Annotated in this window: 24 protein-coding genes, 1 tRNA gene and 1 other RNA gene; 8 read left to right on the forward strand and 18 right to left on the reverse strand. The window is 72.7% G+C overall.

Annotation, left to right across the window (positions count from 1 at the left end; genetic code table 11):
• Positions 1–20 precede the first annotated feature (20 nt).
• The 9 genes from OF852_RS07995 to OF852_RS08035 all read right to left on the reverse strand — a co-directional run bounded on the left by OF852_RS07995 (position 21) and on the right by OF852_RS08035 (position 8,880).
• Positions 21–1,499: a malate:quinone oxidoreductase gene (locus tag OF852_RS07995; RefSeq protein ID WP_442908609.1), complete on the reverse strand. Its 1,479-nt coding sequence runs from the start codon at positions 1,497–1,499 to the stop codon at positions 21–23.
• A gap of 43 nt (positions 1,500–1,542) precedes the next feature.
• Positions 1,543–2,202 carry an SGNH/GDSL hydrolase family protein gene (locus tag OF852_RS08000; RefSeq protein ID WP_271118646.1) on the reverse strand — a complete coding sequence of 220 codons (660 nt, stop codon included), beginning with the start codon at positions 2,200–2,202 and terminating at the stop codon, positions 1,543–1,545.
• Positions 2,203–2,249: 47 nt separating this feature from the next.
• A complete protein-coding gene (locus tag OF852_RS08005) occupies positions 2,250–2,438 on the reverse strand; it encodes a hypothetical protein (RefSeq protein ID WP_271118647.1) in 189 nt (62 codons plus the stop codon).
• A gap of 173 nt (positions 2,439–2,611) precedes the next feature.
• The gene (locus OF852_RS08010) at positions 2,612–3,655 is read right to left on the reverse strand and encodes an aspartate-semialdehyde dehydrogenase (protein ID WP_271118648.1); all 1,044 of its coding nucleotides are present in this window, start codon (positions 3,653–3,655) and stop codon (positions 2,612–2,614) included.
• Between the two features lie 102 nt (positions 3,656–3,757).
• A complete protein-coding gene (locus OF852_RS08015; RefSeq protein WP_271118649.1) occupies positions 3,758–5,023 on the reverse strand; it encodes an aspartate kinase in 1,266 nt (421 codons plus the stop codon).
• A gap of 92 nt (positions 5,024–5,115) precedes the next feature.
• Positions 5,116–5,514 (reverse strand): VOC family protein, encoded by a 399-nt coding sequence (locus OF852_RS08020; protein ID WP_271118650.1) that lies wholly within the window; start codon positions 5,512–5,514, stop codon positions 5,116–5,118.
• A 9-nt stretch (positions 5,515–5,523) separates the two neighbouring features.
• Positions 5,524–5,988, reverse strand: a complete 465-nt coding sequence (locus OF852_RS08025; RefSeq protein WP_271118651.1) for a helix-turn-helix transcriptional regulator — start codon at positions 5,986–5,988, stop codon at positions 5,524–5,526.
• A gap of 18 nt (positions 5,989–6,006) precedes the next feature.
• Positions 6,007–6,603, reverse strand: a complete 597-nt coding sequence (recR, locus tag OF852_RS08030) for a recombination mediator RecR (protein ID WP_271118652.1) — start codon at positions 6,601–6,603, stop codon at positions 6,007–6,009.
• Between the two features lie 3 nt (positions 6,604–6,606).
• The gene (locus OF852_RS08035; protein ID WP_271118653.1) at positions 6,607–8,880 is read right to left on the reverse strand and encodes a DNA polymerase III subunit gamma and tau; all 2,274 of its coding nucleotides are present in this window, start codon (positions 8,878–8,880) and stop codon (positions 6,607–6,609) included.
• Positions 8,881–8,987: 107 nt separating this feature from the next.
• Here OF852_RS08035 and OF852_RS08040 point away from each other — a divergent pair, with 107 nt between their 5' ends.
• The 5 genes from OF852_RS08040 (at position 8,988) to leuD (ending at position 14,128) form a co-directional block, all read left to right on the forward strand.
• On the forward strand, positions 8,988–10,670 hold the full coding sequence (locus tag OF852_RS08040; protein ID WP_271118654.1) for an endo-1,4-beta-xylanase: 1,683 nt from the start codon (positions 8,988–8,990) through the stop codon (positions 10,668–10,670).
• Between the two features lie 107 nt (positions 10,671–10,777).
• The gene (locus tag OF852_RS08045; protein ID WP_271118655.1) at positions 10,778–11,524 is read left to right on the forward strand and encodes a FadR/GntR family transcriptional regulator; all 747 of its coding nucleotides are present in this window, start codon (positions 10,778–10,780) and stop codon (positions 11,522–11,524) included.
• A complete protein-coding gene (locus OF852_RS08050) occupies positions 11,521–12,087 on the forward strand; it encodes a YbhB/YbcL family Raf kinase inhibitor-like protein (RefSeq protein WP_271118656.1) in 567 nt (188 codons plus the stop codon). The genes OF852_RS08045 and OF852_RS08050 overlap by 4 nt, the downstream gene beginning before the upstream one ends.
• A complete protein-coding gene (leuC, locus tag OF852_RS08055; protein WP_271118657.1) occupies positions 12,084–13,514 on the forward strand; it encodes a 3-isopropylmalate dehydratase large subunit in 1,431 nt (476 codons plus the stop codon). Before OF852_RS08050 ends, leuC begins: the two co-directional genes overlap by 4 nt.
• Positions 13,514–14,128, forward strand: coding sequence for a 3-isopropylmalate dehydratase small subunit (gene leuD, locus OF852_RS08060; protein ID WP_271118658.1), 615 nt, complete (start codon positions 13,514–13,516; stop codon positions 14,126–14,128). Before leuC ends, leuD begins: the two co-directional genes overlap by 1 nt.
• A 26-nt stretch (positions 14,129–14,154) precedes the next feature.
• On the opposite strand, the gene OF852_RS08065 is transcribed toward leuD, so the two are convergent.
• Positions 14,155–14,799, reverse strand: coding sequence for an SDR family oxidoreductase (locus OF852_RS08065; protein WP_271118659.1), 645 nt, complete (start codon positions 14,797–14,799; stop codon positions 14,155–14,157).
• 39 nt (positions 14,800–14,838) lie between these two features.
• On the opposite strand from OF852_RS08065, the gene ffs reads away from it, so the two are divergent.
• Positions 14,839–14,935, forward strand: an RNA gene (gene ffs / locus OF852_RS08070) — signal recognition particle sRNA small type.
• A 16-nt stretch (positions 14,936–14,951) separates the two neighbouring features.
• Here the strand turns inward: ffs and OF852_RS08075 are convergent.
• Together OF852_RS08075 and pta are read right to left on the reverse strand one after the other, a co-directional pair.
• Complete coding sequence (locus OF852_RS08075; RefSeq protein WP_271118660.1) at positions 14,952–16,076, reverse strand: acetate/propionate family kinase; 1,125 nt, start codon at positions 16,074–16,076, stop codon at positions 14,952–14,954.
• Positions 16,076–18,196 (reverse strand): phosphate acetyltransferase, encoded by a 2,121-nt coding sequence (gene pta, locus OF852_RS08080; protein WP_271118661.1) that lies wholly within the window; start codon positions 18,194–18,196, stop codon positions 16,076–16,078. Before pta ends, OF852_RS08075 begins: the two co-directional genes overlap by 1 nt.
• 111 nt (positions 18,197–18,307) lie before the next feature.
• Between pta and OF852_RS08085 the strand changes: the two genes are divergently transcribed.
• A tRNA-Ser gene (locus tag OF852_RS08085) sits at positions 18,308–18,392 on the forward strand.
• A 56-nt stretch (positions 18,393–18,448) separates the two neighbouring features.
• Here the strand turns inward: OF852_RS08085 and OF852_RS08090 are convergent.
• The gene (locus OF852_RS08090) at positions 18,449–19,282 is read right to left on the reverse strand and encodes a hypothetical protein (RefSeq protein ID WP_271118662.1); all 834 of its coding nucleotides are present in this window, start codon (positions 19,280–19,282) and stop codon (positions 18,449–18,451) included.
• Positions 19,282–19,560, reverse strand: a complete 279-nt coding sequence (locus OF852_RS08095; protein ID WP_271118663.1) for a hypothetical protein — start codon at positions 19,558–19,560, stop codon at positions 19,282–19,284. The genes OF852_RS08090 and OF852_RS08095 overlap by 1 nt, the downstream gene beginning before the upstream one ends.
• Before the next feature lie 335 nt (positions 19,561–19,895).
• On the opposite strand from OF852_RS08095, the gene OF852_RS08100 reads away from it, so the two are divergent.
• Entirely contained in the window at positions 19,896–20,474 is a 579-nt protein-coding gene (locus OF852_RS08100; protein ID WP_271118664.1) for a hypothetical protein, read from the forward strand.
• On the opposite strand, the gene OF852_RS08105 is transcribed toward OF852_RS08100, so the two are convergent.
• Genes OF852_RS08105 through OF852_RS08120 form a run of 4 tightly spaced genes read right to left on the reverse strand, consistent with a single transcriptional unit; the run spans position 20,471 to position 24,243 of the window.
• Entirely contained in the window at positions 20,471–21,049 is a 579-nt protein-coding gene (locus tag OF852_RS08105; protein ID WP_271118665.1) for a GNAT family N-acetyltransferase, read from the reverse strand. The genes OF852_RS08100 and OF852_RS08105 overlap by 4 nt on opposite strands.
• Positions 21,046–22,329: a saccharopine dehydrogenase family protein gene (locus OF852_RS08110; protein WP_271118666.1), complete on the reverse strand. Its 1,284-nt coding sequence runs from the start codon at positions 22,327–22,329 to the stop codon at positions 21,046–21,048. Before OF852_RS08110 ends, OF852_RS08105 begins: the two co-directional genes overlap by 4 nt.
• Before the next feature lie 40 nt (positions 22,330–22,369).
• Positions 22,370–22,996 carry a phosphatase PAP2 family protein gene (locus OF852_RS08115; RefSeq protein ID WP_271118667.1) on the reverse strand — a complete coding sequence of 209 codons (627 nt, stop codon included), beginning with the start codon at positions 22,994–22,996 and terminating at the stop codon, positions 22,370–22,372.
• Positions 22,997–23,013: 17 nt separating this feature from the next.
• Complete coding sequence (locus tag OF852_RS08120) at positions 23,014–24,243, reverse strand: multidrug effflux MFS transporter (protein ID WP_271118668.1); 1,230 nt, start codon at positions 24,241–24,243, stop codon at positions 23,014–23,016.
• Positions 24,244–24,326 lie beyond the last annotated feature (83 nt).

Consider the following 24,326-nt stretch of genomic DNA (forward strand, 5'->3'; position numbering starts at 1 on the left):
CGGAGAAACCCGCATCTGGTTCAGGTCGTGATCTGCAGGGCCTTCGCCGTGCGGGCGAGCGAGCGCTTCGCCTTCTGCTTGTTGTCGGCGAGGCGCTGGCCGTAGCTCGGCACCATCTCCTCGATGCGCGGACGCCACGCCTCGACCCGGTCCGGGAAGCACTGCTCGATGAGCGAGAACATGATGGGCGCGGCCGTCGAGGCACCCGGCGAGGCGCCGAGGAGCCCCGCGATGGAGCCGTCGGCGCCCGAGATGACCTCGGTCCCGAACTGGATCACCGGCTTGCCGTCGGCGCCGCGCTTCATGATCTGCACGCGCTGGCCCGCCGTGATGAGGCGCCAGGCGGAGCCGTCGGCCTTCGGCGCGAACTCCTGGAGCGCGGCGATCTTCTTCCTGCGGCTCGCGAAGACCTCGCTGACGAGGTAGCGCACGAGGTCGAGGTTGCTGAGCCCCGCGCCGAGGAAGGTGCCGATGTTGTGCGGCCGCAGCGCGCGGAAGAGGTCGAGCCACGAGCCCTGCTTGAGGTACTTCGTCGAGAAGCCGGCGTAGGGGCCGAACAGCAGGCTCGACTTGCCGTCCACGACCCGGGTGTCGAGGTGCGGCACCGACATCGGCGGGGCGCCGACCGAGGCCTTCCCGTACACCTTCGCGGTGTGCTTCGCGACGATCTCGGGGTCGTCGGTGCGGAGGAACTGGCCGCTGATGGGGAAGCCGCCGTAGCCGCGGATCTCCGGGATGCCGGCCTTCTGCAGCAGGTTGAGCGCGCCGCCGCCGGCGCCGACGAACACGAAGCGCGCCGTCTTCTCGATGTAGGTGCCGCCGATCTCGTGCGACATGCCGACGTGCCAGAGGCCCTCGCGGTCGCGCTTCAGGCGCTTCACGCGGTGGTCCGTCTCCAGCGTCACGCCCTCGAGCGAGGTGAGGCCGCCGAACAGCAGGCGGGTGAGCGAGCCGAAGTCGATGTCGGTGCCGGCGGCCGTGTAGGTCGCCGCGATCGGCTGGTCGCGGCGGCGGCCGGGGATGAGCGACGGCGCCCAGCGGCGGATCACGGCCGCATCCTCCGAGTACTCGATGCCCGCGAAGAGCGGGTGGTCCTTGAGCGCCTCGTAGCGCTTGCGGAGGTACTCGACGTTCTCGGTCCCCCACACGAAGCTCATGTGCGGCACGCTCGAGATGTAGCGCGAGGGGTCCGGCAGGACGCCCGTGTCGGCGAGGTGCGACCACAGCTGGCGCGAGACCTGGAACTGCTCGTTGACCTTGACGGCGTTCGAGATGTCGATCGAGCCGTCCGCCTTCTCGGGCGTGTAGTTGAGCTCGCAGAGGGCGCTGTGCCCGGTGCCGGCGTTGTTCCACGGGTTCGAGCTCTCGAGGGCGACGTCGCTGAGCTGCTCGAAGATGCCGATCGTCCAGCTCGGCTCGAGCTGCTTGAGGATCGTCCCGAGCGTCGCGCTCATGATCCCTCCGCCGATGAGGGCTACGTCGAGAGGCTTCGTCGTCACCCGCCCATTCTAGGAGCCCGCCGGGAGGGCGCCCGCCAGGTGGTCAGAGGCCGAGCTTTCGGAGCTCCGCGTCCATCCGCGCCGCCATCTCCGCATACCCCTCGTCGTTCGGGTGGAGGCCGTCGGCCGCCATCCACTCGGGATGCCCCTCGATCCAGCGGGAGGCGCCGGGGATGTACTCGGCGTCGATGGCCGCTGCGGCGTCCCGGACCCAGCCGATGATCGCCGCGACCGACTCGGGTCGCTCGTCGGTGTACCAGAACGGCTCCACGACGATGATGCGGGACTCGGGCAGCTCGTCGCGCAGCCGTTCGAGATCGGCGTCGATCTGCGCCTCGATCGCCTCGGGACCGAAGCGGTACGAGAAGTTGTCGTTGAGGCCCATCGTGATGAAGAGGAGGTCGGGATCCTGCCGGATGACGGCCGCCGGGAGGTCGAGGGTGCCGCGGTTGTTGACGAAGCCGAGCCCGTTGACGCTCGGGTTGAACTCGCGCCAGCCGCGTTCGGTCGAGATGATCGTCGACCAGCGCCGGGACTCCTCCGAGGCGCCGGTGCCGAGCGTGTAGGAGTCGCCGTAGAAGGCGGCGAGCGGGGCGTCGGGGTCGGTCACGGGGCCCTCCGGATCCGAGGATGCCGGCGCGCAGCCGGCCAGGACGACGGCCGCCCCGAGCAGGGCGGCGGCGAGCGCGACTCGAGACCTCATGCAGGGTATTCGAGCAGGCGGCCCCGACGGTTCGCTCTGAACGGGGATCAGTCCTCGCCGCGCGCCTGCTCGAGCTCGCGGCGCTCGAGCTGCTCGCGTCGCGCACGGCGCGCCAGCAGGAGGAGCAGCCCGCAGGTCACGAGCCCGATCGCCACCGCGACCACGCCGAAGACCGTGTCCACGCCGGCATCGGCGAGACGCAGGCGCTGGGGTTCGGCGGAGAGGATGAGCAGCATCGGGGGCTTCCCTGAGGACGGACGTGGACGAGCTCGCCGTCGAGCCCCGCACACTCTGACACGCCCCCCGAGTGGGGGTCAAGACATGCGGCGAAGCCCGCACCTCGACGGCCCAGCACCTCGACGGCCCCCGCACCTCGACCGCTCAGACGGCGAGGCCCGCACCCCGGATGTCAGACGGCGACGCGCGACGCGATGAGCTCGGCGATCTGCACCGCGTTGAGGGCGGCGCCCTTGCGGAGGTTGTCGTTGGAGATGAAGAGCGCGAGCCCGCGGCCGCCCTCGACGCCCTCGTCCTGACGGATGCGGCCCACGAGGCTCGGGTCGGCGCCCGCCGCGGCGAGCGGCGTCGGCACGTCGACCAGCTGCACGCCCGGCGCGTCGGCAAGGAGCTCGCGCGCCCGCTCGGGGCTCAGCGCGCGCGAGAACTCGGCGTTGACGGAGAGCGAGTGGCCCGTGAACACGGGCACGCGCACGCAGGTGCCGCTCACCGGGAGACCCGGGATGCCGAGGATCTTGCGCGACTCGTGACGGAGCTTCTGCTCCTCGACGGTCTCGTCGAGGCCGTCGTCGACGAAGTCGCCGGCGTGCGGGATGACGTTGAACGCGATCGTGGTCGGGAAGGCCTCCGCGGCCGGGAACTCGACCGCCGAGCCGTCGTGCACGAGCTGGATGGCATCCTGCTCGACCGCGGCGCGCGCCTCGGCGAGGAGCTCCGCACCGCCCTTGAGCCCGGCGCCCGAGGTCGCCTGGTAGGTGGAGACGACGAGGCGCGAGAGGCCTGCCTCGGCGTGCAGGGGCTTGAGCACCGGCATCGCCGCCATGGTCGTGCAGTTCGGGTTCGCGATGATGCCCTTGACGGCCTCGTCGATCGCCTCGGGGTTGACCTCGCTCACGACGAGCGGGACCTCCGGGTCCATGCGCCAGGCGCTCGAGTTGTCGATCACCGTGACGCCGGCGGCCGCGAAGCGCGGAGCCTGCACCCGGGACATGGTCGCGCCGGCGGAGAAGATCGCGACGTCGAGGCCCGCGGGGTCGGCGGTCGCGGCATCCTCGACCACGATGTCCTCGCCCTTGAACGGGAGCGTCGTGCCCGCGCTGCGCGCACTCGCGAAGAAGCGGATCCCGTCGATCGGGAGCTCCCGCTCCTCGAGGAGACGGCGCACGACCGCGCCGACCTGGCCGGTGGCGCCGACGACGCCCAGCTTGATGCCCATTGCTACTCCCGTGGTTCGAGGATGCCGACGAGTCTAGGCCGCAGCGCACCCGCCCTCGCGGTACGGGCGCTCATGGCGCGGAGGTCGGCAGGATGTCGTGGATCAGCGGCCGGTTCCGGCGTGCACGGCGGCGACGCCGTCGCCGTCGAGGCCGAAGGCCGTGTGGACGACGCGCATCGCCTCCGGCAGCGAGTCGGCGCGCGTCACCACCGAGATCCGGATCTCGGAGGTGGAGATCATCTCGATGTTGATGCCGTTCTCGCTGAGCGAGCGGAAGAGCTGGGCGCTGACGCCCGCGTTCGTCCGCATCCCGGCGCCGACGACGGAGAGCTTGCCGATCTGGTCGTCGTACTGGAGGCTCGCGAAGCCGGTGGGGGCCTGCTCGGCCGTGAGCGCCGTGAGGACCTTCTGGCCGTCCGACTTCGGCAGCGTGAAGGAGATGTCGGTGAGGCCCGTCGCGGCGGCCGACACGTTCTGCACGATCATGTCGATGTTCGCGCCCGTCTTCGCGACGATCGTGAAGATCTCCGCCGCCTTGCCGGGGACGTCGGGGACGCCGACGACCGTGATCTTCGCCTCGCTGAGATCCCCCGCGACGCCGGTGATGATCGGCTCTTCCATGTTCTCTCCCTCGGTGGCTTCGACGACGAGCGTGCCCTCGGAGTTGTTGAACGAGGACCGCACGTGGAGCGTGACCCCATGGCGCCTCGCGTACTCGACCGCGCGGATGTAGAGGACCTTCGCCCCCGCCGCCGCGAGCTCCAGCATCTCCTCGCTCGTGACCGACTCGATCTTCTGCGCGCTCGGCACGACCCGGGGGTCGGCCGTGTAGACGCCGTCGACGTCGGTGTAGATCTCGCAGACGTCCGCCTCGAGCGCCGCCGCGAGGGCGACCGCGGTCGTGTCGGATCCGCCGCGGCCGAGCGTCGTGATGTCGCGGGAGTCGCGGTTGAAGCCCTGGAAGCCGGCGACGATCGCGATCGCGCCTTCGTCGAGCGCCTCGCGGACGCGGACCGGGGTGACGTCGACGATGCGGGCCGCGCCGTGCTGGGCGTCGGTGATCATGCCGGCCTGACTGCCCGTGTAGGAGCGCGCCTCGAAGCCGAGCGACTTGATCGCCATGGCGAGCAGCGCCATCGAGATCCGCTCGCCGGTCGTGAGGAGCATGTCCATCTCGCGGGCGTCGGGGATCGGCGTGACCTCGTGCGCGAGGTCGATGAGCTCGTCGGTCGTGTCGCCCATCGCGCTGACCGCGACGACGACCTCGTGGCCGGCGCGGCGCGCCTCGACGATGCGCTTCGCGACCCGCTTGATGCTCTCGGCGTCGGCGACGCTCGAGCCGCCGTACTTCTGCACGATGAGGCTCATGGGGCTCCTGGCGGTGGTTCGGGGACGCTCCATCCTAGCGAGCGGAGGCCTCCTCCCACGCCACATCGCATGCCGTCGGCGGCATGCGGCGCTCAGGCGGCGGCGAGGCGCAGGATGTTGCCGGCCGGGTCGCGGAAGGCGCAGTCGCGCGGTCCCCAGTCCTGGTCCATCGGCTCCTGGACGATCTCGGCGCCGGACGCGCGGACGCGCGCGAACGCCGCGTCGACGTCGTCGGCCTTGAAGATCAGGTTCGGGAGCATGCCCTTCACGAGCAGCTCCTGGAGGGCGTCGCCGTCCTCCTGCGAGCGTCCCGCGTGCGGCTCGGAGAGCACCAGCTCCGCCGCCTCGTCCGGGCTGCCGAGGGTCACCCAGCGGTGCGGGCCGTACTCGACGGTGTTCCGCACCTCGAAGCCGAGGGCGTCGCGATAGAACGCGACGGCGGCGTCGATGTCGTCGACGGTGATGTTCACGAAGCGCAGCGCGATGGTCATGGCGCCACGCTACGCCCGCGCGCCCGCATCCGGCTTCTCGGATCCTGCCCGATCCGCAGGGCTCGGCGGCCGCCCCGGGAGCCGGACCGGGCGGCCGACCGCGCGCGCCACGCAGCCCGGCATCGACTCGATGGCGTCGTGGTCGCGCGCGCGGTAGGCGCTCGGCGTCTCGCCGGTCAGCTGGAGGAAGGCGCTGCTGAAGGAGCCGAGGGAGCTGTAGCCGACCGCGGTGCAGGCCTCCGTCACGCCGAGGCCGCCGCGCAGCAGCGTCATGGCGCGCTCGATGCGCCGCGTCATGAGATAGGCGTTGGGGCTCTCGCCGTAGGCGGCTCGGAAGCGCCGTGAGAAGTGCGCCGGCGACATGAGCGCGTGCCGCGCGACGGCGGCGACGTCGAGCCCGACAGCGAACTCGCGGTCCATGAGGTCGCGCGCCCGCCGGAGGGCGACGAGCTCGGCACGGCGCTCGGGGGTCATGCGGGACTCGCGGCCGGGCTAGTCGACGAGGCGCCGGCCCTCGAAGGCGCGGCCGAGGGTGACCTCGTCGGCGTACTCGAGGTCGCCGCCGACGGGGAGCCCGGAGGCGAGGCGCGTCACCCGCAGGCCGGGCTGGATGAGGAGGCGGGTCAGGTAGGTCGCCGTCGCCTCGCCCTCGAGGTTCGGGTCGGTCGCGATGATGACCTCGGTGACGGTGCCGTCCGCGAGGCGCTGCAGCAGCTGCGAGATGCGGAGATCGTCGGGGCCGATGCCGTCGATGGGGCTGATGGCGCCGCCGAGCACGTGGTAGAGCCCGCGGAACTCGCGCGTGCGCTCGATCGCGACGACGTCCTTCGCCTCCTCGACGACGCAGATCGTCGTCGGGCTGCGACGCGGGTCGCGGCAGATGCCGCACAGCTCCTGCTCGGCGACGTTGCCGCACTGCTGGCAGAAGCGGACCTTCTCGCGGATGTCGGTGAGCGTCTGCGCGAGCTTCGTCGTGTCGAAGGACTCGGTCTGCACGATGTGGAACGCGATGCGCTGCGCCGACTTCGGCCCGATGCCGGGAAGGCGGCCGAGCTCGTCGATGAGGTCCTGCACGATGCCCTCGTACACGGCCTACTCCTCGCTCGCGGGGCTCGCGGGAGCGATCGGCCGGACCGCCGAGGCGACCTGCTCCTCCTCGATGAAGCTCGCCTGGAGCAGCTCGCGCACGACCGCCTCCCCATAGCGGGCACGGCCGTTCGGCGCCGCGGCGGGCGCGAGCGGCTCGGGCGCGGGCGCCGAGGCGGCGCGCGCCTCGCCCTGCTCGCGCGGCGTCGCGGCGCGCTGCGGGGCGCCGCGCGTCGCCGCCCCGGGCTGCGAGGGGACGGAGGGGCGGGATGCCGGGGCGCGCTCGGCGACGCTCGTCGGGGCCGTCTCGGCGCGGCTCGGCGGGCCCATGTCGTCGGGCTCGGGCTCGGGCGCGCTCGGGGGCGCGTCCGCATCGCTCGGGATCTTCGCGACCACCCAGTCCGAGGTGGAGGCGGGGGCGGGGGCTGACGGCCTCGCGGGGGTGGACGGCTTCGCAGGGGCAGCGGGCGGGGCGGGCTTCGCGGGGCGCGGCTCGGCCGGCGTGGGCGACGCGGCCGTCTCGACGCGGGCGATGTACTTCACGCGGAGCCCGAGCACCTCGAGGATCGCGCGGCGCAGGAGCTCGCTCGTGCTCTCGCCGGCGGTGACCGGCTCCTTGAACCGCTGCACGTCGCGCTCGCTCGGGAAGCTCAGCGTCAGCACGTCGCCGTCGAGGGCGCGGGCCTGTGCCGTGAAGACGACCATCCAGGCGCTCCGCTTCGCCTTCTCGACGACCTCGAGCACCTCCGGCCACGCGTCGCGCAGCTGCTGGAGCGACACGGGGCCGACGGAGGCGGGCGCGGCGGGGCGCTGGGCGCGCTCGTGGGGCTGCTGGATCCGCGGCACCTCGGCCGCGGGCTCGGCGTCCGCCACGGCGGCGGGCGGCGGCGCGGCGGCCGACGCGGGCGCAGGAGCGGCCTCGGCCGCGGACGCGGCAGCGGGCGCGGCAGCGGGCGCGGCAGCGGGCGCGGCAGCGGGCGCGGCAGCGGGCGCGGCAGCGGGCGCGGCGACGGGCGCAGGAGCGGCCTCAGCCGGAGCAGCCGACGCCTGGGGCCGGGCCGCCGGAGCGGGCGCCGCCGCCGGAGCAGCTCCAGCCGCCGCACCGCCCGGCGCGCCGTCGATGCCGACCCGGCGCTCGAGCCGCTCGACGCGGGCGAGCGCGCCGCGCTCCGTCGCATCCGCTGCCGGCACGAGCAGGCGCGCCGCGAGGAGCTCGAGGTGGAGCCGCGGCGAGGTCGCCCCCGACATCTCGGTGAGCGCCTGGTTCACGACGTCGGCCGCGCGCGAGAGCTCCGCCTCGCCGAAGGCGAGCGCCTGGTGCTGCATGCGCTCGAGCTCGTCGGCGGGGACGCCGCGGAGCACCGCCGCGGCGCCCTCCCGCGTCGCGGCGACGACGATGAGGTCGCGGAGGCGCTCGAGCAGGTCCTCGACGAAGCGCCGCGGATCCTGACCCGTCTGCACGACGCGATCGATCGCCGCGAAGGCCGTCGCGGCCTCCCGCGAGCCGAGCGCGTCGACGACCTCGTCGAGGAGGGCGGCGTGCGTGTAGCCGAGGAGCGCAACCGCGCGCTCGTACTCGACGACCGTGCCCTCGGAGCCCGCGATGAGCTGATCGAGCAGCGAGAGCGTGTCGCGCACCGAGCCGCCGCCCGCCCGCACGACGAGCGGCAGCACGCCCGGCTGCACCTCGACGCCCTCCGACTCGGCGAGCTGCTGCACGTACTCGAGCATCTGCGCGGGCGGCACGAGTCGGAAGGGGTAGTGGTGGGTGCGGCTGCGGATCGTGCCGATGACCTTGTCGGGCTCGGTCGTCGCGAAGATGAACTTCACGTGCTCCGGCGGCTCCTCGACGATCTTGAGGAGCGCGTTGAAGCCCTGCGGCGTCACCATGTGCGCCTCGTCGAGGATGAAGATCTTGAAGCGGTCCCGGGCGGGCGCGAAGAACGCGCGCTCGCGCAGGTCGCGGGCGTCGTCGACGCCGTTGTGGCTCGCCGCGTCGATCTCGACGACGTCCAGCGATCCGCCCCCGCCGCGGCCGAGCTCGACGCAACTCTCGCAGGTGCCGCACGGGGTGTCGGTGGGGCCTTCTGCGCAGTTGAGGCAGCGGGCGAGGATGCGCGCGCTCGTCGTCTTGCCGCAGCCGCGCGGGCCGCTGAAGAGATAGGCGTGGTTGACGCGGTCCGTGCGGAGCGCGGTGCGGAGCGGGTCGGTCACCTGCACCTGGCCGATCAGCTCGGCGAAGGTGTCGGGCCGGTATCGGCGGTAGAGGGCGGTGACCACCCGTTCAGGATAGTCGCCGCCCCCGACGTCCAGCCGAGTCGAGCAGGCCCGCGTGCGCGTCCGGCGGCGTTCGCGAGACTCGCGCCGGCCCTTGCTACGTTCACCGCATGGGGCACTCTCACGCGAGCGCGGCGGCGGTCGGCCTCCTGCTCCTCCTGGCGGGCTGCACGCCGCTGCCGGCGGCGTCCCGGGGTGCCGTCATCGACCTGCTGCAGCAGGACTGGTCGCGGGTGCCCGGGGTCGCCGCCGACGGCGATCGTCTGCGGGTCGTCGCCACGGATCGGCGGATCGTCCAGCAGGACGGCAGCGGCGGCCAGCCGGACCCGCCGCTCGGTCTGGTCGGAACGCACCTGCTGGCCGAGCAGGACTTCTCGATCGGCGCCGTCTTCGCGGACGCGACCGCCGATGTCGGCCTGGCCGTGTACGACCGCCCGCCGGTGATCGCCGACGAGTTCCGCATCGAGCCCGCCGGCCTCCGGCTCGTACTCCGCGGCGACGCCCTCCGGATCACGCTCTTCGACGGCGCAGCCCAGCGGGACGTCGCCGACCCGCAACCCGTCTGGGACGAGCGGGTGAGCGTCCCCGACCCGGAGGCGGAGCTCTCGGTGCGCCGCACCGGCGAGCTGCTCGAGATCGCGAGCGACGGCGAGACGCTGGCGTCCGAGCCCCTCGGCGGCGTCTTCGCATCCGGCGAGCTCTGGCTGGGGCTCTCGAGCGAGGAGGGCAGGTTCGCCGTCGACGAGCTCACGGCCACCGCGCCGGCCGGTGCCGCCATGTCGACGGCGGGCCCGGCCGCCGCCGATGCGGAGCGGTCGCCGGATGGCCTGCAGGCGCTCGCCGACCGCATCCGTCCCGGCTTCCGGATCGGCGCGGCCGTGGCGCTCGGGCCGCTCGCCTCGGACGAGGACTACGCGAGCCGCTTCGTCGGCGAGTTCGGCGCGCTGACCCCCGAGAACGCGATGAAGGCGCAGGCGATCGCCCCGCGACAGGGCGAGTACCGCTTCGAGGAGGCCGACGCCCTCCTCGACCTCGCCGAGGCGAAGGGGCTCGCCGTTCACGGGCACACCATCGCGTTCACGGAGGCGATGCCCCGGTGGATGCGGGAGCTCCCCACCGGCACCGATCGGGAGCGGCGAGCGAGCGCCGAGATCCTGCTCGACTACGTGACCACCGTCGTCACGCACTTCCGGGGACGGCTCGACTCGCTCGACGTCGTCAACGAGCCCTTCGACGTCGATCAGGGCACCGGCCTCCAGGAGAACATCTGGTTCCGCGTTTTCGGGCCGGCGTACCCCGCGATCGTCTCGAGGGCCGTGCACGACGCCGACCCCGAGGTGCGGCAGTTCGTCAACGAGAACGGCGCCGACGTGCCCGGGCCCCGGCAGGACGCCCTGCTCCGGCTCGTGCTCGATGCCAACGAGCAGGGCGGGCACATCGAGGGCGTGGGCCTCCAGGCACACGTCTACGATCTCGGCACCGACGAGATCACGGCCGAGGACCTGACCACGACGCTCGACGCGGTCGCGGACGCCGGGCTGCTCGTCCGCATCTCCGAGAACGACGTGACGGATGCCGAAGGCCGGGAGGCGCAGGCGGAGCAGTTCGCGACCGTCCTCGCGACCTGCCTCGGTTCGGAAGCCTGCGTCGCCTACACGACGTGGGGCGTCGACGACCGCTACGACTGGTGGGTCGACGACGAGGGCGCCCTGCATCAGGGGCACGATCTCCTCTTCGAGGACGGCGAGCCGACGCCCGCGTACGACGCGGTGCGCGAGGTGCTCGGCGGCTGAACGCCGGCGCCGCCGCGAGGCGGTGAGCTCCCGCGGCGGCCGCGCTCTCGAGCGGGTCGCGACTGCGCTACGATTCGTCAGGTCAGCAGACGAATCGGAGGTGGACCATGGCGTTCGACACGACATCGCGGCTTCGGCTCTCGGAGAGCGTGGCCGAGCAGCTGCGCGAGGCGATCCGAGCCGGCGACTACCCGGCCGGCGCGAAGCTCCCGACCGAGGCGCAGCTCTCCGAGACGATGGGGGTGGGGCGCACGACCGTCCGGGAGGCGGTGCGTGCGCTGATCACGGAGGGCCTGCTCGTGAGCCGCCAGGGCTCCGGCGTCTACGCCACGGGCAAGACGCCGTACGGCGAGCGGCTGGCGACCGCGGCGCTGGTCGAGATCTTCCACGCCCGCTGCGCCATCGAGACCTATGCCGCCGAGCTCGCCTGTCGCCATCGCACCGAGGAGGATCTCCTCGCGCTCGAGCACGCGCTGGCGCACCGGGACCAGGTCCCCTCGCGGACGCCGGAGTTCGCCGCGAGGGACATCGCCGTCCACCGCGCGATCGTCGCGGCGTCGGGCAACACCGTGCTGCTCGACGTGTTCGTCTCGCTCGAGCCCCGACTCGTCGAGGCCTTCGTCGACAGCCGGTTCCTGGACCGGGCCGACCCGGGTCGGGCCAACGCGCACGTGGACGCCCACTACGACATCGTGGGCGCCATCCGCGCCCGCGACGCCGAGGAGGCGGTCCGGCTGGCACGGCTGCTCCAGGCCGGCGCGATCGCCGTCCTCGAGGGCGGCGAGCCCCTCGGCGCCGAGACCGCCGACACGACCGACACGACCGACACGACCGAGAGGACGACGGACCGATGACCCGAGATGAGAGCAGCACGGCGACGGTCGCCGGGAACGACCCCTTCGCGCGACTCGACGACGTGCCCGCATTCGATCTGCACAGCGACACGCTCGCGGACGGGGCGCCGCTGCCGCTCGCGCAGTACTCCGCGCGCTTCGGCGTCGTCGGCGGCGAGGACCGCTCGCCGCATCTGCGGTGGAGCGGCGCGCCGGAGCGGACCCGGAGCTACGTCGTGACCGTCTACGACCCCGACGCGCCGACCGGCTCCGGCTTCTGGCACTGGGTCGTCGCGGATCTCCCCGCGCACGTCTCGGAGCTCGCCGCGGGCGCCGGGAGCACGGCGGATGCCGACCTGCCCGGCGGTGCACGACAGCTCGGCAACGACGCGGGCTTCGCCGGGTTCCTCGGCGCGGCGCCACCGCCCGGGCACGGCGTGCATCGCTACGTGATCGTGGTCAACGCGCTCGACGTCGACCGCCTCGACGTGCCGGACGACGCCTCCCCCGCGCTCGTCGGGTTCGCGCTGCGCGCGCACCTGCTCGCCCGCGCGGTGCTGACCGCGACGGGAGCGGCCCGATGACATCGACCGCACGCACCCTGATCGACAAGATCTGGGATTCGCGGCTGCTCGAGAGCGGCGACGGCGACCTGATCTACATCGACATGCACCTCATCCACGAGGTCACCTCGCCGCAGGCGTTCGAGGGGCTGCGGCTCGCCGGACGCCGGCTCCGCCGGCCGGACCTGACCGTCGGCACCGCCGACCATGACGTGCCCACCGCGGGGCCGCTCACCCTGCCGCTGGCCGATGAGACGGCGACCACGCAGCTCCGGCTCCAGGAGGAGAACTGCCGCGACTTCGGCGTCGAGCTGCACCCGATGGGCTCCGCGGGTCAGGGCATCGTGCACGTCATCGGACCAGAGCTCGGGCTGACCCAGCCGGGGATGACGATCGTCTGCGGCGACTCCCACACGGCGACGCACGGCGCCTTCGGCGCGATCGCCTTCGGGATCGGCACGAGCCAGGTCGAGCACGTCATGGCCACCCAGACTTTGCGAGTCGCCCGCCCGAAGACGATGTCGGTGACGCTCACCGGCACGCCGCATCCCGACGCCACCGCGAAGGACCTCGCGCTCGCGATCATCGCCCGCATCGGACACGACGGCGGCACCGGCCACCTCATCGAGTTCCGGGGCGCCCCGGTGACGGGCCTCTCGATGGCAGGGCGGATGACGCTCTGCAACATGGCGATCGAGGCGGGCGCGCGGTCGGGCCTGATCGCCCCGGACGAGACCACGTTCGCGTGGCTGCGGGATCGCGAGCGCTCGCCCGGCGGCCCGACCTGGCAGCAGGCGGTGGCGCACTGGTCCTCCCTCCGGACCGATGACGGGGCCCGGTTCGATCGCGAGGTGACCGTCGACGTCACGGGCGTCGGCCCCATGGTCACCTGGGGCACCGACCCGGGGCAGGCGGTCCCCGTCGGCGCCTCGATCCCGAGCACCTTCGCCACCGAGCACGAGCGCGCCTCCGCGGAGGCCGCGCTGGCCTATATGGGGCTCCGCCCCGGGCAGCCGACCGCCGACATCCCCATCCACACCGTGTTCATCGGCTCCTGCACGAACGGGCGGCTCGAGGATCTGCGGGCCGCCGCCGACGTCATCCGGACGGCGGGCGGGAGCGTGGCCCGCGACATCCGCGCCATCGTCGTCCCCGGATCGGCCAGGACCAAGTCGGAGGCGGAGGCGGAGGGCCTGGATGCCGTCTTCACCGGCGCGGGATTCGAGTGGAGGAGCCCCGGCTGCTCCATGTGCGTCGGGATGAACGGCGACACGGTCCCCGAGGGCCGGCACGCCGCATCCACGTCGAACCGCAACTTCCAGGGCCGGCAGGGGCGCGGCGCGCGCACCCATCTGGTCTCGCCCGAGACCGCTGCCGCGACCGCGCTCGCCGGGCATCTGGCGACGCCGAGCTCCCTGACCGACTCGCGCACGGAGGCGATCCGCTGATGGAACCGGTCCGCACCCTCACCGGGACGGCCGCGGCGATCCGCCGCGCCAACATCGATACCGACCAGATCATCCCGGCGGTCTGGATGAAGCGGGTCCAGCGCACCGGCTACGGCGACGGGCTGTTCCAGTCATGGCGCGCCGAGCCGGGGTTCGTGCTCGACCGTCCCGAGCGCGCCGCCGCCAGCATCCTGCTGGCCGGGCCCAACTTCGGCTGCGGCTCATCGCGGCAGCATGCCGTGTGGGCCCTGCGCGACGGCGGGATCCGCGCCGTCGTCAGCAGCGAGATCGCCGACATCCACCGCACCAACCTCCCCACGGAGGGCCTCGTCCCGGTGCAGCTGCCCGAGGCGATGGTCGAGCGGCTCATGGACGGCACCGAGGCCGACGCCGCGATGGAGATCACCATCGATGTGGTGGGGCGGACCGTCACCTGCGCGGCGGTCGGCATGCTCGACGAGCCGTTCTTCCTCGACGACGCCTCCCACCACAGCCTCGTCAACGGCTTCGACCCCATCGACCTCACGCTCCGCCACGCCGACCTGATCGGCGAGCACGAGGCCCGCCGGGCCGTGAGCGAGCCGTGGCTGCCGTCGGGGCGCCCGAGCATCTGAGCCCGCCCGACCCGGGTCGGCATGCGTCAGCGGTTCAGCGCCTCCGCCACCGGGGTCGAGCCGGCGACGAGCTCGAACTGCTGCCGCAGCGCCACATGCGCGGTGATGACGTGCGCGACGACGTAGGCGACATCCGCCCGCGCCACCTCGCCGCGCTCGACCTCCTCCGCGACCTCCACGAGGCCCGTCGCCGGGCCGTCCGTGAGGCCGCCGGGGCGGACGATCGTCCAGTCGAGCTCGCTCGAGCGCAGATCGGCGTCCGCCTCGCTCTTCGCGCGCAGGTACACCTGGAACACGTCGTCGCTCTCAGGGTCGAAGCGGTCGGCGCCGATCGCCGAGACGAGCACGTAGCGGGACGTGCCCGCGAGCTCGGCCGCGTGGCGCAGCTTCACGGCGCCGTCGCGGTCGACGGTGAGCTTGCGCTCCGGCGTGCTGCCGGGACCGGCGCCCGCGGCGAAGACGACCGCGTCGACCCCCTCCAGGTGGCGGGCGATCTCCGCGGGGTCGGCGGCCTCCAGGTCGAGCACGAGCGGCTGGGCCCCGACCTCCTCCACATCGGCCGCATGATCGGGGTTCCGGATCAGCGCGACCGGCTCGTGGCCGTCGTCGGCGAGGATGCGGGCGAGCAGTCGGGCGATCTTGCCGTGGCCTCCGGCGATGAGGATTCTCATCCCACGACCGTGGCACCCCCGGCTCCGAGTACACTGGACGACGGCTCCCCGCGTGGCGCCATCCAGGCCAACTCCCCCAGGGCGGAGACGCAGCAAGGGTAACCGGGCTCTGGCGGGTGCGCGGGGGGTCCTTTCTTTGCTCCGCTGCCGACTCAGCCGATGAGGGCGAGCGCCTGCCGCGCGATCTCGAGCTCCTCGTCGGTCGGGATCACGAGCACCTCGACCCCCGCGCCGTCCGGCGAGATGCGCCGCTCGGCTCGCGAGTCCAGCTCGTTGCGGTCGTCGTCGATGCGGATGCCGAGGAACTCGAGCCCCTGCAGCGCCCGTCGGCGCAGCAGCGCGTTGTTCTCGCCCACGCCCGCCGTGAAGACGAGCGCGTCGACCCCGCCGAGCAGCGCCGCGTACGCGCCGATGTAGTGGCGGATCCGGTGGCGCCAGATCGCGAGGGCCTCCACCGCATCCGGCTCGCCGTCCGCGGCCGCGCGCTGCACGTCGCGCATGTCGCCGCGGCCGGTGAGGCCGAGCAGCCCCGAGCGCTTGTTGAGCAGCTCGTCGACCGCCGAGCTCGACAGCCCGGCGACCCGCTCCAGGTGGAAGACGACGGCGGGGTCGAGGTCGCCCGAGCGGGTGCCCATGACGAGTCCCTGCAGCGGGGTGAGGCCCATCGAGGTGTCGACGCTGCGCCCGCCGTCGACCGCCGTGACGGAGGCGCCGTTGCCGAGGTGCAGGATGATCGTCCGCAGCTCCTCGAGCGGCCTGCCCAGCACGGCGGCGGTGCGCTCCGAGACGTACTTGTGCGAGGTGCCGTGGAAGCCATAGCGGCGGATGCCATGCTCGTCGGCGAGGGCGCGATCGATCGCGTAGCGCCACGCCGCGGGCTCCATCGTCTGGTGGAAGGCCGTGTCGAAGACCGCCACGTGCGGCACCTCCCGCAGGACCTCGCGCGCCGCGCGGATGCCGAGCAGGTTCGCCGGGTTGTGGAGCGGCGCGAGCGAGGAGAGCTCCTCGATCGCCGCCTCCACCGAGGCGTCGATGACGGTCGCCCGGTCGAACCGCGAGCCGCCGTGCACGACCCGGTGCCCGACCGCCGCGATCTCGGCCCCCGAACCCAGCCGATCGAGGATGACGCGCATCCCCTCCGTGTGATCCGCGGCATCCCCGCCCGGCTCGCCGATCCGCTCGAGCGAGCCCTTGAGCTCCGGCGCCCCCGCCTCGGGGTCGATGAGCTGGTACTTGATCGAGGAGGACCCCGAGTTGACGACGAAGACGAGTGCCATCAGGCGCCGCCCTTCTCCGCGGCCTGCGCCTGGATGGCGGTGATCGCGATCGTGTTGACGATGTCGCGCACGAGCGCGCCGCGCGACAGGTCGTTGATGGGCTTGTTGAGACCCTGCAGCACCGGCCCCATCGCGACGGCGCCCGCCGAGCGCTGCACCGCCTTGTAGGTGTTGTTGCCGGTGTTGAGGTCCGGGAAGACGAACACGGTCGCCCGGCCCGCGACCTCGGAGCCGGGCATCTTCTGCGCACCCACGACGGGGTCCGCGGCCGCGTCGTACTGGATGGGGCCCTCGACGAGCAGCTCGGGCTGCCGCTCGCGCACGAGCGCGGTCGCGGCGCGCACCTTGTCGACGTCGGCGCCGGAGCCGGACTCGCCCGTCGAGTAGCTCAGCATCGCGACCCGCGGCTCGATCCCGAACTGCGCGGCCGTCTCGGCCGAGGAGATCGCGATGTCGGCGAGCTGCTCGCTCGTCGGGTCGGGGATCACGGCGCAGTCGCCGTAGGCGAGCACGCGGTCGGCGAGGGCCATGAGGAACACGGAGGAGACGACCGAGACGCCGGGACGGGTCTTGATGATCTCGAAGGCCGGCCGGATGGTGTGCGCCGTGGTGTGCTTCGCGCCCGACACCATCGCATCCGCGAGCCCCAGATGCACCATGAGCGTGCCGAAGTAGGAGACGTCGACGACCGTGTCGAGGGCCTGCTCGACCGTGAGGCCCTTGTGGGCGCGGACCCGCGCGTACTCCTCGGCGAAGCGCTGCCGGAGCTCGGGGTCGGAGGTGCTCACGATACGCGCCGCCGCGAGGTCGAGGCCGAGCTCGGTCGCGCGGCCGCGGATCGCCGCCTCCTCGCCGAGGATCGTCAGCTCGGCGACGCCGCGCTGCAGCACGGTCGCCGCCGCCCGCAGCACGCGGTCGTCGTCGCCCTCCGGCAGCACGATGTGCCGGCGGTCGGCGCGCGCCCGGTCGATGAGCCCGTGCTCGAACATGAGCGGCGTGACGGCGCTCGGCGGGGCGAGGTCGAGCAGCGCCGTCAGCGTCTCGCCGTCGACCGCCTCCTCGAAGAGCGCGAGGGCGCGATCGTGCTTGCGGGGCGAGTCGGCCGCGAGCCGCCCCCGGGTGCGGGTGATGCGCACCGCCGTGTCGAAGGTGCCGCTCTCGCAGCGCGCGATCGGCAGCGGCGAGCCGAGGCCGTCGAGGAGGCGCTCGATGGCGGGGTCGAGGTCCATCCCGCCGTTGAGGATGACGCCCGCGACCGAGGGGAAGGTGCCGGAGGCGTGGGCCAGCAGGGTGCCGACGAGGACATCGGAGCGGTCCGCCGGCACGACCACTGCGGCGCCCTCGAGGAGCCGGGGCAGGACGTTGTCGAGGGTCATCGCGCCGATCACCGTGCCGAGCACCTCACGGTCGAGGAGGTCCGCATCCCCGCGGATCACCTCCCCGTCGAGCGCCTCCACGACGGCGCGGAAGGAGGGCGCGACGAGCACCGGGTCCTCCGGCACCGCCCAGACGTGCACGCGCGCCTCGCCCTCGTCGAACGACGCCTCGACGCCCTGCACGATCTCCGCGAGGTGCTCGGCGTCGGCGCGGTTCACGACGACCGCGAGGAGGGAGGCGTGCTGGCCGGCGAGCTCGGAGCGGGTCACCTCCGCGACCTGGCGGAGCTCGCCCGGAGTCCGGGCGTCCGAGCCGTCGCTCGTGCGCCCGCCGAGCACGAGGAGGACGGGGGCGCCGAGGTTCGCGGCGACGCGCGCGTTGAAGCTCAGCTCGGTCGGGCTGCCGACGTCGGTGTAGTCGGAGCCGACGATGACGACCGCGTCGAAGCGCTCCTCGACGGCGGCGAAGCGGGCGATGATCTCGGCGAGCGCCGCATCCGGGTCGGTGTGGACGCGCTCGTAGGTGGTGCCGATCGCCTCCTCGTAGTCGAGATCGGCGTCGGCCTGGGCGAGGAGCAGCTCGAGCACGTAGTCGCGCTCACCGGCCGTCCGAGAGGACCGGGCGATGGGGCGGAACACCCCCACCCGCTCGGCCGTGCGCTGCAGGAGCCCGAGGACGCCGAGCGCGACGGTGGACTTCCCGGCGTGCCCCTCGGCGGAGGTGATGTAGATCCGCGTCGTCATGAGGCGAGCCTAGGGAGATCGGGTGTCGCGCGGCTGTGAGTGCCTCGGCGTCGAGGGAGGCGGGTGGATGCCGGTATGCTCTACTCCAGGCCGCGCCCCGGTGCGGCTGCTGGAGGATTCGCCTAGTGGCCTATGGCGCACGCTTGGAAAGCGTGTTGGGTGAAAGCCCTCGGGGGTTCGAATCCCCCATCCTCCGCTCAAGTTCTTCACGGACGGCGCATTGCGTTCGCCGCCTCGCATCGGCTCGGCACGTCAACCGGCCCGATCGGCGATGGCGGGAAAACTCGGTGACGATGCGTACAAGATCTTCCCGGCGCTCTCGAGCAGCAATGAGTTCTTGGCCGCATCGAGTGAACGCTGGCTGACGCCCTGCTTGTTGAGGCTCTCCATGACCAGGACGCCGAGACTGCGGTCTGCGTGATCAATCCGAAAACCGCAGATGCTCCTCGACCGCGTCGATACCGCACGGGCCTCCTCCTCGGTGAACCCGTAGTGCTCGACTTGATGCCGGATCCCCTCGTCGGGTGACTCGGGCAGCCGACGCACGAATTCCTCTCGCCCTTGCCAGGCGCGGCCGATGACCCCCTGGACTGAGGGGTATGTGGTCCGCTTGACCTTGGCCAGCTCAGGGTTGCTCGAGTACCGAGCGAGGATGACGAACTCCTCGCCGTGTTGCAGGTAGATCGAGACACGCTGGTGCGAGCTGTCGAGCTCGCAGTGCCTGGCGAGCCGGACGAGGAGCGAATGGAGGGCGGATTCCAGCGCGGAAGAGGTCTGAGCGGATACGGCTTCTGCTCGCTCCATCCGCCGGACCGCCTCGGCGTAGGTAGGACGCACGACGAAGCGGAGGGCGAATCCGACCAGCCCGAAGATGACGCCGGTGATGGTGAGCGCAGGACGCGCTTCGGCCAGCCGAAGCGCCGGCTCCGGTCCGACCACGGCCGGAAGCCAGTCGGAGTCCGCGATCCCAGCCGCCGTGAGCGATGCGGCTCCGGCCGAGAGGAGGATCCAACTCGCGTTGGCACGGAAGGACCCGACGAGCCGGTCGGCGACTCGATGGCGCAGGGGCGCCGTCGTGTCGGCCATCAGACCGCGGACAACATCGATTCCCGCAAATCGAGCCCCGGTCTCGTCGCACCCCGCCCGACGATCCCGAACGCAGTCTCGAGGAGCTCATCTGCAAAGTCGTCGAGATACTTCGCATTCGGACCGTCGAAGACGATCTGGACGATGAGCTCGCCCGGGCGCGCGCCGATCGCGACCCCGATCTCGGCGACCCCGGGGTGCGCCGACACGACCTCGCTGAGGGCCGCCTCGAGCGCGGCGCGGGCCGCCTCTGCCGACTCGAACCCGCTGTGCGCCACGATCGTCTCGCCTCGGTATCTCATACCGTTCCCTTCTGATCAGCGCCCGGCCAGGTTGTCACTCGACAAGCTACACCGCGCCCCCGACCATCTGAGGTGATGCCGGTCCGGCGTGAGGCTCCGACTCTTATTGAGCAAAACTCGGTGACCCCCTCTTCGGGGTGGGCGCTCAGGGTTTCGGGCGACCGGTCCACCCCTCTAGGCTTGCCGCACGTCAGACGGGAGCCGGGTCCCGCGCGGCGCGCCGGACGATCGGGGTCCGGCCATCGTTCGGGGATGGATGCGGGATGACGCTGCAGGCGACCAGGGTGCACATCAGGCCGAGGCGCGCCCTCATGCCGACCGCCTTCGTGACCATGGTCTGCTCCATGGTCCCGATCTTCGGCGCGCTCTACTTCTTCGCGATCCCGGCCGGGAACTGGCCCGTCGTGCTCGTCGCCCAGGTCGCGATCGTCGCCGCCTGCGCGACCGCCCTCGCGCGTCAGCTCACGCTCTTCAGCGCCGTCACCGACGAGGCGCTCCTCGGCAACGGCATCGCGACGCCCATCGTGCGCGTCCCGCTCGGCGAGATCCGCGAGGTGCTGCTCGTCGACACCTACCGCGGCAGCTCCCCCGACCTCACGACCCAGCTCCTCGTGCGCGACGAGCACGGCCGACGGCTGTTCCGCATGCGCGGGAACTACTGGAACCGCGGCGACCTGCAGGCGCTCGCCGAGGCGCTCCCCGTCGAGGCCGTCCACCTGCCCGAGGCCATGTCGATGCGGGCCTTCTACCGCCGCTTCCCGGGGGCCGCGTACTGGTTCGAGGACAAGCCGGTCGTCCGGGTCGCCGTCATCACCGCCATCATCGTCTCGACGGTCGCCGTCGCGAGCATCGTCATGGCGATCGTCGGCGTCCCGATCGCGGGCTCCTAGCGGTCGCCGATCCGCCGGGCGAGGAGGTTCTCGTCGCCGCCGACGGGCCGGAATCCCTGGCGGGCGTACCAGCGCTTCGCGCCGTGGTTCTCGGGGGCGACACCGAGGTGCACGCCCGGGATGCCGGCCTCGGCGAGCGCGGCGAGCAGCCGCGCCATGAGCTGCGGCCCGACCCCCTGCCCCTGGAGCTCGGGGAGGAGGTCGATGTGCAGGTGCGCCGGGAAGCCCTCGGTGCCGGGAGGCTCGAGGTCGTCGCCGAGGAGGCCGTGCCGGGCGAGCTCCGAGCCGTCGTCGCCGTGGCGCTCGCGGAAGACCGGCGACCACGACTCCCGCCACCACGCGGCGAAGGCCGCCGAGTCGGGCGCCGCGACGAGGTAGCCGAGCGGCTCGTCGTCGGCGCCGGCCGCGATCCAGGCCCAGTCGGGATGCCGCCGGACATACGGCTCGAGGTAGACGTCCGGCAGCATCCCCTCGGCGGCGCCCGTCGGCCGGGGGCCCAGGGTCGTCGCGAGGCAGATCGCCCGCAGCGCCGGCAGGTCGCCCTCTCGGAGTCCGCGGATGCGCGCCCCGCTCACGAGCGCGCGGCCGGCTCCCGCTCCTCGAGCCCCCAGGCCTGGCCGTAGCCGCCCTCCGCCTCCGGCCTCGCCATGAGCTCGAGGAAGGGCTCGGCGTCGAAGGCCTCCGGGCCGAGGACGCCGGTGCCGGACCACGTGCCGGCGGCGAGCAGCTCGAGCGCGATGACGGGGTTGAGGGCGGTCTGCCAGACGACGCACTGCGCGTCGTACTCGGCCATCGTCCACTCGTTGTCGCTCACGTGGTACAGGTACACCTCGCGCGGCGCGCCGTCCGTGCCGAGGCCCGTGACCCAGAGCCCGGCGCAGGTCTTGCCGGTCATCCGCGGGCCGATCGTGGCGGGGTCGGGCAGAGCCGCCGCGACGAGGTCGCGCGGCGCGACCTCCACGGGCCCGTCGGCGGAGCGCACCCGGATCGGGGTGGTCGAGTCGAGGCCGAGCAGGTGGAGGGTCTTGAGCACCCCGATGAACTCCTCGCCGAGCCCGTACTTGAAGGTGACGCGCTTCGCGTCGACCCAGCGCGGCATGAGGAGGACCTCCTCGTGCTCGACGTTGACGCACTCGACCGGACCGATGCCCTCCGGGAAGTGGAAGACCTCCGGCTCGGAGAAGGGCGGGGTCGTGAACCAGCCGGCCCCCTCCTCCCAGATGACGGGCGGGTTGAGGCACTCCTCGATGGTCGTCCAGATCGAGAAGGAGGGCGCGAAGATCTCGTTGCCGGCCTCGTCGCGGACGACGAGGTTCGCGCCGTCGCGCGTGCCGAGCTCGTCGATCTCGGAGAACAGGTGATCGGCGGCGTAGCGCGCGAAGACATCGGAGAGGCCGGGCTCGACGCCCATGCCGACGAGCGCGAGCCGGCCCGCCTGCTGCCAGTCGGGGGCCTGCGCGAACTGGTCGTCGCCGAGCTTCACGCCGGTTTCCGAAGTGGGGTCGGTGGGGTGCGGCTCGGAGAGGCTCATCGCCATGTCGAGGTAGTCGGCACCCGCCTGGAGCGCGCCCTGGAAGATCGTGGGCACGAACTTCGGCTCGACCGCGTTCATGACGTGGGTCGCGCCGTGCTCGCGCGCGACCGCGGCGACCGACTCGGGGTCGGAGGCGTCGATCCGCGCGGCGAGGAAGCGGCCGCCCTGCGGCCCATGACGCTGCTCGACCGCCGCGACCGTGCGCTCGGCGCGCCCCTGGTCGTAGTCGCTCACGACGACGAGCTCGAAGAAGTCGCGCCGGGCGATGATCTTCGCGAAGGCGTCGCCCACGCCGCCGGCGCCCACGAGGAGGATTCTCATGACTGCGACGGTAGCGCCTCGATCCGCTCCCGTTCCAGCCTCAGCCGCCGCGCGAGCGCTGCCCAGACGATGACCGCGACCGCCGCGCCCGTGAGGAGCCCCCGAGCGTGTCGGTCAGCCAGTGCGCGCCGACGTAGGTGCGCGCCAGCAGCATCCCGATCGTCCAGATGAGCCCTGCGATCCACACCCAGCGCCGCTGCAGGATGAGGCCGAGTACCACCGCGATCGTCGCCGCGTTCGCGGTGTGGCCGGAGGGGAAGGAGCCGTAGTCGGCGACGACGAGGATGTCGACCGGGCGCTCCCGGCCGAAGAGGTGCTTGATCACCTGCACGAGCCCCGCGCTCAGCGCCGAGGCGAGCACGAAGGCGAGTGCGCCCCACGGCCGGCGCCGCACGAGCAGCAGCACGGCGATCCCGATCGGGACGACGAAGACGCCCACGATGCCGCCGCCCAGCCAGTCGAACAGCAGGGCGACCGCGACGAGCGCGCCGATCCGCCGCTCGAGCAGCTCCGCCATCCACTCGGCATCGAGGTCGAGCTGCGTCGTGCCCCGAAGGGTGATGAGGAGGCCGAGGCCGGCGACGAGCAGGATCGCGGCGACGGCGGCGACGAGACCCGCCACCCGCGGCGAGACGCGCCGGCGGCGCGCGGTGGGCAGGGGCGTCATCCCCGCAGGCTAGCCGCTCAGGGCTCGAGCGCCGGGACCGTCCAGGGACGCACCAGGAACCACAGCGAGAGGATCGCGACGACGATCGTCGCCGCCATCACGGAGCCCATCGCGAGCGTCGAGATGCCGAGCGCGCCGACGATGGGCGAGACGGCGCCCGCCGTGCCGAAGTTGACGGCGCCGAGGAGCGACGCGGCCGTGCCCGCCTCCTTGCCGTGGTTCGCGAGCGCGAGCACCTGCACGCAGGGGAAGGTGAAGCCGCAGGCGGTGAGGATGACGAAGAGCGGGATGAGGACGCCCGCGATCCCGCCGCCCCAGAGCGCGCCCGAGCCGACGATCGCGAGCGAGCCGAGGAGGATCGCCCCGAGCGACCACGGCATGATCCACTGCGGCCCGACCCGGCGGATGATGCGGGCCGAGATCTGGTTGCCGACGACGAGCCCGAGCGAGTTGAGCCCGAAGACGAGCCCGTACTGCTGCGCGTCGAGGCCGTACACGTCCTGCAGCAGGAAGGAGGAGGCGGAGAGGTAGGTGAAGAGCGCCGAGAACTGCATGGCGCCGATCACCGCGACGCCGATGAAGATGCGGTCGGTGAAGAGCGCCTTGTAGCGCTCGCCCGCGGTCGAGTGGCCGCGATCCCGGCGGCGGGCGGGCGGAAGCGTCTCGACGATGAGGAGGAGGGCGGCGAGGATCACGAGCCCGCCGTAGGCGGCGAGCGCCCAGAACACCCCGCGCCAGTCCACGACGAGCAGCAGCTGCGAGCCGATGACCGGCGCGAGCACGGGCGCGAGACCCGTGACGAGCGCGAGGCGCGAGAGCATGCGCACCAGCGGCTGCCCGCCGAAGAGGTCGCGCACCATCGCCATCGCGACGACGCCGCCGCCCGCCGCGCCGACGCCCTGGAGCACGCGCAGCGCCGTGATCCACTCGACGGTCGGCGCGAGCGCGACCCCGACGGAGGCGAGGATGTGGACGGCGGTCGCCGCGATGAGCGGCCAGCGGCGCCCGACCTTGTCGCTGAGCGGGCCGATGAGCAGCTGGCCGAGGCCGAAGCCGATCGTCGTCGCCGTGAGGGTCAGCTGGATGGCGGTGTCGCTCGTGCGCAGCTGCTCCTCGATGACCGGGAAGGCCGGGAGGTAGAGGTCGATCGTGAACGGCCCGAGGCCGACGAGGGCGCCCAGGACGATGATGTAGACGAGCCGCTGCGCGCGCGTGAGGGCGTCGCCGGGGTGCATGACGGTGGTCACGTCGGGATGCCGCCTCGGTGGGGGTTCGGTGGTGGGATCGCAGGCGGATGCGCCCGGACTCACCATCGTAGAACCCGCACGCC

The sequence above is a fragment of the Homoserinibacter sp. YIM 151385 genome (genome assembly GCF_027912415.1).
Lineage (GTDB): Bacteria > Actinomycetota > Actinomycetes > Actinomycetales > Microbacteriaceae > Schumannella.

Bases quoted from the DNA above. Each gene is read 5' to 3' on its own strand.
- OF852_RS08000 (WP_271118646.1), bottom strand. From the start codon at position 2,202: ATGAGGTCTCGAGTCGCGCTCGCCGCCGCCCTGCTCGGGGCGGCCGTC.
- OF852_RS08005 (WP_271118647.1), bottom strand. From the start codon at position 2,438: ATGCTGCTCATCCTCTCCGCCGAACCCCAGCGCCTGCGTCTCGCCGAT.
- OF852_RS08010 (WP_271118648.1), bottom strand. From the start codon at position 3,655: ATGGGCATCAAGCTGGGCGTCGTCGGCGCCACCGGCCAGGTCGGCGCG.
- OF852_RS08015 (WP_271118649.1), bottom strand. From the start codon at position 5,023: ATGAGCCTCATCGTGCAGAAGTACGGCGGCTCGAGCGTCGCCGACGCC.
- OF852_RS08020 (WP_271118650.1), bottom strand. From the start codon at position 5,514: ATGACCATCGCGCTGCGCTTCGTGAACATCACCGTCGACGACATCGAC.
- OF852_RS08025 (WP_271118651.1), bottom strand. From the start codon at position 5,988: ATGACCCCCGAGCGCCGTGCCGAGCTCGTCGCCCTCCGGCGGGCGCGC.
- OF852_RS08040 (WP_271118654.1), top strand. From the start codon at position 8,988: ATGGGGCACTCTCACGCGAGCGCGGCGGCGGTCGGCCTCCTGCTCCTC.
- OF852_RS08045 (WP_271118655.1), top strand. From the start codon at position 10,778: ATGGCGTTCGACACGACATCGCGGCTTCGGCTCTCGGAGAGCGTGGCC.
- OF852_RS08050 (WP_271118656.1), top strand. From the start codon at position 11,521: ATGACCCGAGATGAGAGCAGCACGGCGACGGTCGCCGGGAACGACCCC.
- leuC (WP_271118657.1), top strand. From the start codon at position 12,084: ATGACATCGACCGCACGCACCCTGATCGACAAGATCTGGGATTCGCGG.
- leuD (WP_271118658.1), top strand. From the start codon at position 13,514: ATGGAACCGGTCCGCACCCTCACCGGGACGGCCGCGGCGATCCGCCGC.
- OF852_RS08065 (WP_271118659.1), bottom strand. From the start codon at position 14,799: ATGAGAATCCTCATCGCCGGAGGCCACGGCAAGATCGCCCGACTGCTC.
- OF852_RS08075 (WP_271118660.1), bottom strand. From the start codon at position 16,076: ATGGCACTCGTCTTCGTCGTCAACTCGGGGTCCTCCTCGATCAAGTAC.
- pta (WP_271118661.1), bottom strand. From the start codon at position 18,196: ATGACGACGCGGATCTACATCACCTCCGCCGAGGGGCACGCCGGGAAG.
- OF852_RS08090 (WP_271118662.1), bottom strand. From the start codon at position 19,282: ATGGCCGACACGACGGCGCCCCTGCGCCATCGAGTCGCCGACCGGCTC.
- OF852_RS08100 (WP_271118664.1), top strand. From the start codon at position 19,896: ATGCCGACCGCCTTCGTGACCATGGTCTGCTCCATGGTCCCGATCTTC.
- OF852_RS08110 (WP_271118666.1), bottom strand. From the start codon at position 22,329: ATGAGAATCCTCCTCGTGGGCGCCGGCGGCGTGGGCGACGCCTTCGCG.
- OF852_RS08115 (WP_271118667.1), bottom strand. From the start codon at position 22,996: ATGACGCCCCTGCCCACCGCGCGCCGCCGGCGCGTCTCGCCGCGGGTG.